10 protein-coding genes are annotated in these 12,734 nt (G+C 43.0%); 8 read left to right on the plus strand and 2 right to left on the minus strand.

The genetic code is table 11. From position 1 onward, the window contains the following. Positions 1-442 precede the first annotated feature (442 nt). Positions 443-1,519 carry a magnesium-protoporphyrin IX monomethyl ester (oxidative) cyclase gene (acsF, locus tag O9332_RS18640; protein WP_288026808.1) on the plus strand — a complete coding sequence of 359 codons (1,077 nt, stop codon included), beginning with the start codon at positions 443-445 and terminating at the stop codon, positions 1,517-1,519. 163 nt (positions 1,520-1,682) lie between these two features. After that, a complete protein-coding gene (locus tag O9332_RS18645; RefSeq protein ID WP_288026810.1) occupies positions 1,683-2,204 on the plus strand; it encodes a zinc ribbon domain-containing protein in 522 nt (173 codons plus the stop codon). 109 nt (positions 2,205-2,313) lie between these two features. Here O9332_RS18645 and clpB read toward each other — a convergent pair whose 3' ends face one another. Continuing rightward, positions 2,314-4,974, minus strand: coding sequence for an ATP-dependent chaperone ClpB (gene clpB / locus O9332_RS18650; protein WP_288026819.1), 2,661 nt, complete (start codon positions 4,972-4,974; stop codon positions 2,314-2,316). A gap of 505 nt (positions 4,975-5,479) precedes the next feature. On the opposite strand from clpB, the gene O9332_RS18655 reads away from it, so the two are divergent. The 3 genes from O9332_RS18655 to O9332_RS18665 are packed head-to-tail and all read left to right on the plus strand — an operon-like array spanning position 5,480 to position 7,480. Next, positions 5,480-5,701 (plus strand): hypothetical protein, encoded by a 222-nt coding sequence (locus tag O9332_RS18655; RefSeq protein ID WP_288026812.1) that lies wholly within the window; start codon positions 5,480-5,482, stop codon positions 5,699-5,701. Between the two features lie 2 nt (positions 5,702-5,703). Then, positions 5,704-6,141: a PIN domain-containing protein gene (locus tag O9332_RS18660; RefSeq protein ID WP_288026814.1), complete on the plus strand. Its 438-nt coding sequence runs from the start codon at positions 5,704-5,706 to the stop codon at positions 6,139-6,141. A gap of 43 nt (positions 6,142-6,184) precedes the next feature. Next, positions 6,185-7,480 carry a DNA cytosine methyltransferase gene (locus tag O9332_RS18665; protein WP_288026816.1) on the plus strand — a complete coding sequence of 432 codons (1,296 nt, stop codon included), beginning with the start codon at positions 6,185-6,187 and terminating at the stop codon, positions 7,478-7,480. A 544-nt stretch (positions 7,481-8,024) separates the two neighbouring features. On the opposite strand, the gene O9332_RS18670 is transcribed toward O9332_RS18665, so the two are convergent. Further along, positions 8,025-8,489 carry a hypothetical protein gene (locus O9332_RS18670; RefSeq protein WP_002757789.1) on the minus strand — a complete coding sequence of 155 codons (465 nt, stop codon included), beginning with the start codon at positions 8,487-8,489 and terminating at the stop codon, positions 8,025-8,027. 184 nt (positions 8,490-8,673) lie between these two features. Between O9332_RS18670 and O9332_RS18675 the strand changes: the two genes are divergently transcribed. The 3 genes from O9332_RS18675 (at position 8,674) to O9332_RS18685 (ending at position 12,316) form a co-directional block, all read left to right on the plus strand. Next, the gene (locus O9332_RS18675; RefSeq protein WP_002757793.1) at positions 8,674-10,143 is read left to right on the plus strand and encodes a TldD/PmbA family protein; all 1,470 of its coding nucleotides are present in this window, start codon (positions 8,674-8,676) and stop codon (positions 10,141-10,143) included. Positions 10,144-10,145: 2 nt separating this feature from the next. Then, positions 10,146-10,721, plus strand: a complete 576-nt coding sequence (locus tag O9332_RS18680) for a DUF456 domain-containing protein (RefSeq protein WP_002757794.1) — start codon at positions 10,146-10,148, stop codon at positions 10,719-10,721. Between the two features lie 251 nt (positions 10,722-10,972). Further along, entirely contained in the window at positions 10,973-12,316 is a 1,344-nt protein-coding gene (locus O9332_RS18685) for a TldD/PmbA family protein (RefSeq protein ID WP_002757795.1), read from the plus strand. Positions 12,317-12,734 lie beyond the last annotated feature (418 nt).

A 12,734-nucleotide genomic window follows, 5' to 3' on the forward strand; every position in this document is an offset into this window, starting at 1 on the left:
ATCCTTATCTGGCAAGAGACTTAATTGATTAGTTCGCTCTAGATAAAAAACAATTGACAAAAATCGCTAAATGCCTTTCTATATAAGGGTTCCATCCCTTATAATCCCCGTCCATTGCATAACACAAACCGAAGAGCCCAATTAGGTTTTAGATTCGGACCTTGTTATCAGATGTGGGTTTTCAGTTCACCGATTACCGATGACTGTTTACTGATCACCGAACAAACCCCACCTCTCCGAACATTTGTCAAGACTGGGAGCGAAAAAGCCGCGTTTGTTCACACAGCTTAATTAAGAGTTGTAACTTTTAATGAACAGGAAGAGAGTCTAGGGCTGAGAGCTTGCTATAGTGAATCCTAGCCGTTTTTTCACGGCTGGTCATTATCAAGTCAGAGCCTTTACTCGTCTCAATCATCATCCCAGAGTAAAATCAATAATCCCTATGGTCAGCACGATCCAAAAACCAGAATTCGAGGAAATCCGTCCGGGTATAAAAGTTCCCGCTAAAGAAACGATCCTCACTCCCCGCTTCTACACCACTGATTTTGAAGCGATGGCGGAAATGTCGATCGCCGCTAACGAGGAAGAACTGAAAGCGATTTTAGAGGAATTCCGTACCGATTATAACCGGCATCACTTCGTTCGCAATCAAGAATTCGATCGCTCTTGGGAGCATATTGATGGCGAAACCCGCCGCTTATTCGTGGAATTTCTGGAAAGATCCTGCACGGCCGAATTTTCCGGCTTTCTTCTCTACAAAGAACTCGGCAGACGTTTAAAAAACAGAAATCCCCTCCTCGCAGAATGCTTTAACCTCATGTCCCGGGACGAAGCGCGTCATGCTGGGTTCCTTAATAAGGCTTTATCGGATTTTAACCTCTCCCTTGACTTGGGATTTTTAACCAAAAGCCGTAACTACACCTTCTTTAAACCGAAATTTATCTTCTACGCCACCTATCTTTCCGAAAAAATCGGTTATTGGCGCTATATCACCATTTATCGTCATCTCGAACAACATCCCGAAGATCGGGTTTATCCGATTTTTAACTTCTTCGAGAATTGGTGTCAAGACGAAAACCGTCACGGGGACTTCTTCGATGCGCTCATGCGTGCGCAGCCTGATATTCTTAATGATTGGCGCGCTCGTCTCTGGTGTCGTTTCTTCCTGCTTTCGGTCTTCGCTACGATGTATCTCAATGATACTCAGCGTTCTGGTTTCTACGCCATTCTCGGTTTGGACGCTCGCGAGTACGATAAGTATGTAATCGAGAAGACCAATGAAACCGCCGGCCGCGTCTTCCCGATTGTTCTTGATGTGGATAGTCCTGAATTTTATGATCGCCTAGAAATTTGTGTTGGCAATAACGAGGGATTACGGGCGATCGATAGCGAAAACAGTCCCGCACTGGTTAAATTCCTGAAGAAATTGCCTATCTTCGCCTCTAACGCTTGGCAATTCCTCAAATTGTACCTGATGAAACCGATTCGGGTCGATAAATTAGCCGGTAGCGTCCGTTAAAAAGTTTGTTTTCTTGAGACATGGTGAGGGTGGGTTAACCACCCTTTTTTTGTCGATAAAATTCTTAAGAAAATCCTCTAACATTTGTATCCTCGCTAGACTGGATCCTAGGGGTGTGAACTAGGTTTTTACTTTTTACTTTTTACTTTTTCCTGTCAAAAATATGGCTATTTATAGTGAATTACCCACAGGACAACGTCTCTATCTCGATAATCAAGGGCCGCAGACGATTGTAACTCTCGCTAGTGGTGCGGTGGGACAACAACAGCAGTCTAGCAGTAGTTTTGCCACGGGAGTTTGGACACAAGAACCCCAAATAGAGATAATTCCCCAAGGGGCAATTATTGAAATTATCACCGAAACCGGACCCCACAGAATCCAAATTCAGGGAAGCAGTATCGGTTTTTCCTCTCCTCATACCTCTGGAGTTTCTCAGTCCTCTCAATCGACCACTGCTACCAGTTTCTCCTCCTCACCGATGCAACCGATGCAACCGATGCAACCGATGAAAATGGGCAATATGTCGATGAATTTTGCCCCCATGGAAATGCAAATGGGAGATATGAAAATGAGTATGGGAGACACAAAAACCGTCAGTAAAGTCCGATTTTGTCGTCAATGCGGGGCAAAAGTAGCGGCAACCGATCGCTTTTGTAGTAGCTGTGGTCATCAGTTACAGCAATAGGCAGTCAGCTAGATAGGCAAAACCTGTTTAGCTAGATTCACCAGGCCTTTTGGGGCAAAATTTTGTTTATATTGGCTGAATTGGAGGGGAATATATCCCCTGTCTGGTTTTAATCCGAACTGAGGTTAACCACGGCTAATTCTAATGTTGTCCCTTCCTTTTTTAGCTCCTTTTTGCTAAAACTTAACACCTCATCCAGACAATCAATTACCACCGTATCCCCTTCCATAAAAGCTTGTTCGAGAATTTTTGTGGCTAAAGGATTCTCTAACTCCCGTTGGATAGCGCGTTTTAAAGGTCGCGCACCGTAGGTGGGATCGTAACCAACAGTAACGATATGATTTTCTGCTGCTGCGGTTAATTCTAGATTGATTTTTTGTTCTGCTAATAATCTTTCCAGACGCTGTAATTGCAGACGAACAATGTAACGCAATTCTTCTTTTTTCAGGGTATGGAAAATAATTAAATCGTCGATACGATTCAAAAATTCGGGACGAAAATGACTCCGCAAAGCTGTTAAAACCCGTTTCCGCATCTCCTCATAATCGGCATCTTCGGAAACATTTAAAATATGGTCACTGCCAATATTACTGGTCATGACGATAATCGTATTCCGAAAATCCACCACTCGCCCCTGAGAGTCGGTAATGCGCCCATCGTCAAGCACTTGTAATAAAATGTTAAAAACATCCCGATGGGCTTTTTCCACTTCATCCAATAAAACCACAGAATAGGGACGACGACGCACCGCTTCCGATAGTTGTCCCCCTTCCTCGTAACCCACATAACCCGGAGGCGCGCCGATTAACCGCGAAACCGCGTGTTTTTCCATGTATTCCGACATATCGATGCGAACCATGGCCTCCTCGGAGTCGAACAGTAACCCCGCCAAGGCCCGCGCTAACTCGGTTTTACCCACTCCTGTGGGTCCCATAAACAGGAATGAACCAATCGGACGGGAGGGATCTTTCATTCCCGCGCGCGCGCGTCGAATCGCCGCTGCTACTGCCGTGACCGCTTCATTTTGTCCGACAACTTTTTTCTGTAAATGAGACTCTAATTCTAATAATTTTTGTCGTTCCGATTCCATTAAACGATTGACAGGAATTCCCGTCCACCGGGCAACTATTTCGGCAATATCAGCATCAGTTACCTGTTGTCTTAACAGGGTAGAACCTGCCGCTTGAATAGTTTCTAGTTCTTTTTCTTTTACTTCTAATTCCCCCTGTAAAATTTCTAGTTTGCCATACTTTAATTGGGCTGCTTTATTGAGATCATAAGCTCGTTCCGCCTGTTCCACCTGTAGGCGCAATTGTTCTTCTTCCTCTCGCAATAATTTAATTTCCTCGGCGATATGTTTTTCGGTTTGCCATTGGTCAGCGAGAGGCTTTTGTTTACTATCTAATTCCTCAATTTCTTCGATAATTCTTTCTAAACGCTCTTGAAAAGCTCTATCTTTTTTTTCCTCTTTTTCTAAGGAGAATTTTTCCATCTGTAACTGCATTAATCGACGATCTATCATTTCCAAATCAGCGGGTTTAGTGGTACTTTCTACCTCTAATTTTGCCGCCGCTTCATCAACTAAATCGATCGCTTTATCGGGTAAAAAACGATCACTAATATAACGATGGGATAGGGTAGCTGCTGCCACTAGAGCCGAATCGGTAATTGTCACCCCATGATGCAGCTCATAACGTTCTTTTAAACCCCGGAGAATTGAGATAGTATCCTCCACGGAAGGTTCCTTAATATAAACCTGTTGAAAACGTCTTTCTAAAGGGGGGTCTTTTTCAATATGATTGCGATATTCATCTAAAGTTGTCGCCCCAATACAGCGCAATTCTCCCCGAGCTAACATAGGTTTTAATAGGTTGCCCGCATCCATCGATCCTCCTTCCCTAGAACCCGCACCGACAACGGTATGTAGTTCATCAATAAAGAGAATAATTCGCCCTTCTGATTGGGTCACTTCTTTCATGACTGACCGCAATCTTTCCTCAAATTCGCCTCGATATTTTGCCCCAGCGATTAAACTTCCCATATCGAGGGAAATTAACTGACGATTTTTCAAAGATTCGGGAACATCTCCGTTAACAATCCTTTGGGCCAATCCTTCAGCGATAGCGGTTTTTCCTACCCCCGGTTCACCGATTAAAACCGGGTTATTTTTCGACCGTCGCGAGAGGACTTGTACCACCCGTCGAATTTCTTCATCACGACCGATAACTGGGTCTAATTTGCCTTCTTTGGCCGCTGCTGTTAAATCCCGGCCATATTTATCTAAAGCTTCGTATTTTTCCTCTTGATTGGGTTCAGTAACCTTTTGAGTACCGCGAATCGCTTTGATGGCTAATTCTAAATCTTGGGGGTCAAGATTGAAAGTGCGTAAACATTTCCGGCCAACCCTTTCATCTTCGGCAAAACCGACGAGAAGATGTTCCACGGAGATAAATTTATCTTGCCAACTTTCCCGGGATGCTTCCGCTCGATCGAGCAGCAGATCGAGACCACGACCTAGGTATAATTGATCGACGATGGCCACTTTCGGCTGTCGGTTGGTGAAGACTTCTAGCTGTTGTTGCAGTCGCGGAATTTCTATATTAGCTTTTTGTAAAATCCGGGTGGCTAGACCGTTATTCTGCTCTAGGAGGGCAATAATAACGTGTTCCACCTCTAAGGTCTGATTTTTAAAGCGTCGCGCAATTTCTTGCGATTTAACGATCGAATCCCAAGCTTGTTCGGTAAATTTATTCGAGTCTGTGGGTTGCATTCTGCACCAATGAGGAAAGCCAGTGTCAGAGGTATAGTATAGCAAGGAGTCTCGATCGATCACAAAGTTCCAGGCTCGACAAAGGGTCTGACTTGAAAGAGGGTGTGGGGTGTGGGGTTTTAGCGATTTTGAAGGTGTCAATTACCTAATTTTCAGGGAAAAAGTACCTGAATTTCCCCCTGATCACTCCCATGCCAGGCACTTTTGGATTTCAAAAAGGTCTCAAAGTCTTATCCAACAAGGTTTTTAGATTTATTCAGCAAACCCTATGTATTGCTTAACTTATGCTTGGTTGTGGAGATAAGATAAAATTGTCGCCTAAACTTGTTCTCAACTCAGGGAAGGATAAATCTTAGGGATTTCTTCGGGAGTACCAGCGCAATAAATCTATTGATAAAGAATAGTTTCAATGCCAATCCGCAGACCTTTGAGCCGAAGGAAATGTTGGGATTAACCAGGATTTGTTATAATTAATCTTAATAGACAGTCGATCGAGAGCAACAATATGTTAAATGCAGTGGAATTTAAAGCCAAAATCAAACAAGGTATTATCGAAATTCCCGAAGAATACCAACAGGACTTGAAGGAAGACAGCGAAGTTCAAGTTATTGTGATCAAACAAAATAAAAAAATATCAACCACTGGAATCATTGCCCAATTAACTCAAAACCCCGTTGCTGTTAAAGGTATTCGTCAATTAAATCGGGAAGAAATTCATCAGCTATAATTATGACCAATTCTCTTTATTTTTTTGATTCTAATATCTGGCTATACCGTCTTTTAATAGACCCAGAGTGTAACGATGCTGCAGAAAGGCGAAAACGCAATCTAGCGACCGCTTTAACTAGCAGGGAAAATATCTTAATCAGTACGCAAATTATTAATGAAGTTTGCTCTGTTTTATCCAAAAAAGCTAAAATAAGTGAAATTCAAATTAGAGAAATTATCCAAGAATTTTACGATGGATGTGTTGTTATTCAACTTGATCGCAATATTATTTTAAGAGCCTCTGAACTCCGCACTCAATACAGTTTTTCTTTTTGGGATAGTTTAATTGTAGCTAGTGCCTTAGCATCCGATGCTAGTATTCTTTACTCTGAAGATATGCAGGATGGGTTAATAATATCCAATCAACTAACTTTAATTAATCCTTTTCGATCGAGTTGATTATCAGTATGATATTATTGAATTACTCATTTAATCAATAGTGATGAATAGGCAACAAAAGCGAGTTTTATCTCTATTTTCTGGCTGCGGGGGAATGGACTTAGGATTAGAGGGAGGTTTTTGGGTACACCAAGACTGTGTTAATGAAAATATTCATCAAGATTGGATAGTAGAAAGACGGGAACCATGGCTAAAACTACCGCGCACTACTTTTGAAACTGTCTTTGCTAATGATATAACTAAAGCTGCTCATAATGCTTGGATTCCCTACTTTGAAAAAAGGGGTAAAAAGAATGTATTTCACTTGGGGAGTATTGTAGATTTAGTCAAACAAGCAGAAAAAGGAGAGTTTCAGTTTCCCAGTAATATTGATGTAGTAACGGGAGGTTTTCCCTGTCAAGATTTTAGTGTTTCAGGAAAAAGAAAGGGGTTTAATTCTCACAAAAGTCACACAGGTAAACTACTAGACGAGAGTGAAGATAGTTTTCAGGACAATCGCGGGAAACTCTATTATTGGATGAAAAGAGTTATTGAATTAACCTTACCTAAAGTTTTTATTGCTGAAAATGTTAAAGGTTTAATCTCCTTGGCTAATGTTAAAGATATAATTGAAGATGATTTTAGTGCCATTGGTAAAGATGGATATATAGTTATCCCTAAACTTCTCTTTGCTCCCGATTATGGAATTCCCCAAACTAGGGAAAGAATTATCTTTATCGGTTTAAATAAAACCTATTTAAAAGCGACAGCGATAGCACATCTAGAAAATAATGATATTTTTCCGCATCCAACCCATAAAGTTATTAAGCATCAATTAAATCTGTTTGAGTCAATATATCCTCTTAAAACTTACAGTACAGTGGGTCAGATATTATCAGGTTTAGCAGAACCAGAAAAGGAGTTATTTGACCTCTCACAAAAAAGCTATTCAAAAGCTAAACATTATGGTAAAACTCAGGGACAAATCGAGGTTAATTTACAGGGTTTAAGTCCGACTATTCGCTCGGAACATCACGGTAATATTGAATTTAGGAGATTATCTTTAGAATTAGGGGGAAAGATAGTTAATGAGTTAGAAGCAGGGTTAAAAATGAGACGTTTAACTGTGCGGGAATGTGCGAGAATACAGACTTTTCCCGATGATTTTCAATTTGTGCGTCCACAAAATAAGGGAGATGAAAAATATTCACTTTCGGCTACGGATTGTTACAAATTAATTGGTAATGCTGTGCCACCTTTGCTTGCTTACCATATCGCTAGACACCTAGAACATCAATGGGATTATTTGTTTGAAGATATTTATTCAGTCAGCAAAAATTTATGTGTAGCATTGCCTTAATAATTGGGTGCATCTCATTTTTATAAATCTACTAAGTTGGGGTTTTTAAAGGGAACCTCTCTTTGAAAATTGGGCGTTACTTTCGATTTTATGACTCAATCCAAGCTTTTGGGGGGTTCTACCCCCCAAACCCCGGAGCGCATTTGCTTTTCGGTGAGATGCTTACACGCAGTTGTTAATATACTTGTACCAATTTAAGATTCACCAATAATTGCCGATTGTCGCTATTTCTGCAAATGTGAGATGCAGCCTTAATAATTTCTGCTAATAATGTTTCTATACTTGCCATGGTTTACTAATCCTAAATTGAGAAAACAAATTATAATCTTTTTAGATGAACGTAGGTTGGGTTGAAGTATGAAACCCAACGCCCGCTCATGTTACGCTACCGCTAACCCATCCTACAAATAATTGTGCCTCCCTACTTAATTGGGCATCAACTCCTCAAAATCACAACTTTACACCTCACTCTTAAGATAACTGGTTCATCTGAGTTCGGAATCAGGGAAAACGGCAAAATTTCCCTAATCCGAACTCACCTTGATTACAAAACCTTATGGGTATGAGAATGTTGTTTGACGTTATCCTCCGTCCGCACGACATGAACAGCATTCAAGATGCGTTTTTTCTCTAGGGAAAAGTTTAAATCGTCTTTTTGGCTGCCCAAGGGGATTAACCCTTGCAGGTGGGGTTGATTTTTATAGGTGCGAGTGGCCGCAATCGCCCTTTCGACAAAATTCTCGCATAATTGGGCATTATCGGGGAAATTACTGGGTATTTGAGGATTATCGTCCTGAAATACCTCTCCTAAAGCCATGGCGCGGGCAAATTCGTAGGAAGTGGGAATTCCTTTGACAATTGCCTCTAGGGCCGCCGAGGGAATCGGTTCTAACACCGCCACTTTTTCTAATTCTCCCTCCTGTTTGAGAAAACAAATCGCTAAACCGAATACACAATAATCATCTTTTGTCAAGTCAGAAATGTTTAAGAATTGTGTCGCTGTGGCCATTATTTTGATCCTGAGTCGCTCTTTATTTAATCTTGCGGGCGATGAGCGCTCGAATCAAGGTTTTTATTAAGAGATATGAAGGAGAAAAATTTAGCAGGGTTGGGCGGCGCTAACGCATCCCCAGACGGAAAAAACTGAGAACTGTTAGACTAGAAACCAGCAGATTAACTGATAAACGAGCTTTATGTCACCCACTCTACTCATCTCCAAAGAACTCCCCACCCTGAAATATAATCCTAGTCTGGAGCGCTTTGATAGCTCTTGGGCGGCTCCTTTGTCCACTCTCCTGGGACTGGGACGGGCTGCCGGGGCGACTTTTATCGAATTTTTCCTCGAAAGAGTCAACTATATCAGTTGTTTAGCCGAAGATGACACCATCACCAGTCTCTCACCGAAACTATCTACAGGGGCAGGAATCCGCCTTTTTCGCGGTAAAGCTGATTGTTATGTCAGTACCAACGATTTAAGCTTCCAAGGCTTAAAAAATGCCCTAGAAAAAGGTTTATCGATTCTCGGTTTAAACCTACCCAGTCCTAACGCGTATATTCCCGAAATCAATCTGGAAATGTTCCGGGATTATGCCACGGTCAAAAATAAAGATATTTGGCTGAATAATTGCAGTTCTTTGCGAGAAATGGGTGATATTCTCCTAACTGCTAACGTTCACCTCAATCAGAAAGCCTCTCACGTCCAATCTCGTCGCGCCGCTTATTTTCGCGATTGGCAAGAAATTTTAGTTGCCGCTAGTGACGGCACTTTTGCCCGGGATATTCGCCTCACCCAATCCGTGGGCTATAATCTCCTCTGTGCCGATGGAACTAATCGTTCTAGCATTGGTAAACGGGTGGGTAATACCAGTAATCCCGATTTTCTGCGGACGTGGAATGCTGAGGAATCGGCGGCAGAAGTGGCCGAATCGGCGGGTAAAATGCTTTACGCTGACTATGTAGAATCTGGCAGTTATCCCATCGTCATGGCCAATGAATTTGGCGGCGTTATCTTCCACGAAGCCTGCGGCCATTTGCTAGAAACTACGCAAATCGAACAAAAAACCACGCCCTTTCTCGATAAAAAGGGCGAAAAAATCGCCCACGAAAATCTGACGGCTTGGGACGAAGGATTATCCGATAAAGCTTTCGGTACTATCGATATGGACGATGAGGGAATGCCGGCCCAGCGTACTCTCCTCATTGAAAATGGTATCCTAAAAAACTTCATTGCCGATCGCACTGGTTCAATTAAAACCGGCCATCCGCGCACAGGTAGCGGTCGCCGTCAAAACTACACCTATGCCGCCGCTAGTCGGATGCGGAATACCTACATCGCACCTGGGGAATATACCCTCGATAATCTCTTTAATTCCATCGATAAAGGCATTTATTGCAAAAAAATGGGCGGTGGTAGTGTGGGGGCGACCGGGGAATTTAATTTCGCCGTCGAGGAGGCCTATCTTATCGAAAACGGCAACCTGACTAAACCCCTAAAAGGCGCGACTTTAATCGGTTCAGCCAAGGAGATTATGAATAAAATCTCTATGTGTTCCCAAGATTTAGGACTAGCGGCGGGTTTTTGCGGTTCCGTCAGTGGTAGCGTTTATGTCACCGTTGGTCAACCCCATTTAAAAGTCGATTCTATTACCGTTGGCGGTCGTTAATCATGACTTTAGTAATTCTCTATTATTTCCTCATTGCCATCATGATAGTGGGGATAATTGGCGAACTGCTGCCCGCTGTCCCCGGCATGAGTTTGATTTTAATCGCCATGCTGGTGTGGGGTTTTGTCACCAAATTCGCGGGGATGGGGGTCGCTTTAACCGTGGCCTTTGTTGTCCTTCTCCTCAGTCTGGGGGTGGAATTCCTCGCTAGTTATCTCGGCGCCCAAAAAGTTGGGGCGAGCAATTGGAGTCAAATCGGGCTAGTAGTGGGTTTATTAGCGGGAATATTCGGGCTTTTACCGGCTTTACCCATTGGCGGCCCAATTATCGGCTTATTTGTCGGTCCTGTGGTCGGGGCTTTTGTCGGAGAATACGCCTATCGTCGCGATTTGGAATTAACCCCCCGTTTGCAACAATCCCTAAAAGTCTGTGTCGGTATCGTCGTCGGTACGGTTATCGGTCACGTTGCTAAAGCTATGCTGGCCACGGCCGCCGTTATCGTCTTTATTGTCACCACTTGGCCCAATCTCTCTTCAGTTATCAGTTATCAGTTATCAGTTATCAGTTATCAGATTTGAGTTTTCAGAACGTAGGTTGGGTTGAAGCATGAAACCCAACGCCCGCTCATGTTACGCTACCGCTAACCCATCCTACAAATAATTGTGCCTCCCTACTTATCTAGCTTACGGCTGACCGCTATCAGTTATCAGTTATCAGATTTGAGTTTTCAGTGGACACTGTTAAGTGGCAAGTTCTGAGCTTTCTTTTCACTGATTACTGATTACTGTTTACTGATAACTGAAAAATCCTCCAACACCAAAAAAAATCTATGCCAAAAGTTGAAGATATCGCCCAAATCGCTAATTCTAGCGCCCAAGCTTTAGGAATTGCTAAATACGACATCTATGGTTCTTCTGTCGATGAAACCGATGTGGATGTGTTTCAAGGGGAACCCAAACAGGTACAAGCGTCCAATCGTTCCAGCGTTATCGTTCGCGTCTGGAATCGGGATAATCAAGTCGGTGTCACCTCTACCACCGATGTGGACCCGGTGGGACTGCAATTAGCCCTGAAAACCGCCCAAGAAGCCAGCTTTTTTGGCGTTAAGGAAAATGTCCCCGATTTTAGTCCCGCTGCCACCGCACCTACCACAGAAGTGGCCAGCGAAATGTCTAATCAAGCACCTGTATCCACTCTCATCGATAAGTTATTAGCCGCCGAAAAATCCTTACTAGCAGCCCATCCAGCTATTGCCAGTGTTCCCTATAACGGTTTGGGACAACAGCAGGTCAGACGTTTTTATCTCAATAGCGACGGGGCAATGCGTCAGGAAGCGCGTAGTTATGCCAGCGTGTATTTATACACCAAAACCGAACAGGAAGGCAAAAAACCCCGCAGCGCTGGTGCTTTTCGGGTTAGTCCGGGGCTGGAAAAATTAGATATCGATGGTTGCATCGAGGAAGCGATTACCAAAACTGTTAGCCATCTGGACTATCAACCGATTACCACGGGTAAATATTTGGTGGTTTTTGCCCCCCGCGCCTTTTTGAGTCTCATAGGGGCATTTTCTAATCTGTTTAATGCCCAAAATGTCCTTGATAAACAGAGTCTTTCTACTCCTGAATCCCTAGGAACACAAATCGCCGCTACTGCCTTAAATTTGTGTGATGATGCCCTCCATCCAGCTAATGTTTCCGCAGAAACTTTTGATAGTGAAGGCACTCCCACCCGTCGTGTGGAATTAATTAAAGAGGGGATTTTGAGTAATTTTCTCCATAGCACGATTACCGCTAAACGGATGAATACGGAACCGACTGGCAACGGTAACATTGGCGCAAAAGTAACAGTTAGTCCCCATTTTTATCACGTTTTTGCTAGTGTTAATCAACCCAAAAGCTATTCTTTGGAAACAGCAGAAAATGTGGTTTTAATTGATAGTTTACAGGCACTTCATGCGGGAGTTAATTCTCTACAAGGTTCCTTCTCTTTGCCGTTTGATGGTTGGTTAGTTAACAAAAATGAGCGCATTAGCATCGATTCCGCTACCGTAGCTGGAGATATTTTAACACTGCTGAAATCGATTGTTTATCTGGAACCGGAAGCGGTTATTACTCCCAGTGGTGTTTGTCCCTACGTTTGGGTAGAGGGTTTATCAATCACAGGAGAAGCTTAACACTATACCAGACCAAAATAGGGGGTATTAACCAGGGTAATACCCCCGCAAGATGGATGCTAATTTTATAGTCGTGGGTAAGGAGTGGCAAGTGCCGGGGTTCCAGAGAGGAAGTTTGAACATTATTAAGTAGTCGTGTAAAATTAATTTCCTAGTCGAGACTCCGAGACAGGAGACGGGAGACGGGATACAGCTATTAGGGATCGGATTTGAGTTTTCAGTTCACTGTTTCCTCACACCAGAAGTCTGACGGAGTAGTGGCTTAGATGTGTAATTAGGGTTTGCTGAATAAGTACGGGCGAAGCATTCGGATAGAAAATCTACCTTTTCACCGATAGGTTATTGTCCGAATGCTTCGCCCCTACAGGACGCGGGCCGATGAAGACGCAAGGTTTTGAACGACGATTCTCTCAAAATC

The sequence above is a fragment of the Microcystis sp. LE19-10.1B genome (assembly GCF_027530565.1).
Classification (GTDB): Bacteria; Cyanobacteriota; Cyanobacteriia; order Cyanobacteriales; family Microcystaceae; genus Microcystis; species Microcystis aeruginosa.

Coding starts and splice junctions, on each gene's coding strand:
- clpB (WP_288026819.1), bottom strand. CDS start 4,974: ATGCAACCCACAGACTCGAATAAATTTACCGAACAAGCTTGGGATTCG.
- O9332_RS18645 (WP_288026810.1), top strand. CDS start 1,683: ATGGCTATTTATAGTGAATTACCCACAGGACAACGTCTCTATCTCGAT.
- O9332_RS18680 (WP_002757794.1), top strand. CDS start 10,146: ATGACTTTAGTAATTCTCTATTATTTCCTCATTGCCATCATGATAGTG.
- O9332_RS18670 (WP_002757789.1), bottom strand. CDS start 8,489: ATGGCCACAGCGACACAATTCTTAAACATTTCTGACTTGACAAAAGAT.
- acsF (WP_288026808.1), top strand. CDS start 443: ATGGTCAGCACGATCCAAAAACCAGAATTCGAGGAAATCCGTCCGGGT.
- O9332_RS18660 (WP_288026814.1), top strand. CDS start 5,704: ATGACCAATTCTCTTTATTTTTTTGATTCTAATATCTGGCTATACCGT.
- O9332_RS18685 (WP_002757795.1), top strand. CDS start 10,973: ATGCCAAAAGTTGAAGATATCGCCCAAATCGCTAATTCTAGCGCCCAA.
- O9332_RS18675 (WP_002757793.1), top strand. CDS start 8,674: ATGTCACCCACTCTACTCATCTCCAAAGAACTCCCCACCCTGAAATAT.
- O9332_RS18655 (WP_288026812.1), top strand. CDS start 5,480: ATGTTAAATGCAGTGGAATTTAAAGCCAAAATCAAACAAGGTATTATC.
- O9332_RS18665 (WP_288026816.1), top strand. CDS start 6,185: ATGAATAGGCAACAAAAGCGAGTTTTATCTCTATTTTCTGGCTGCGGG.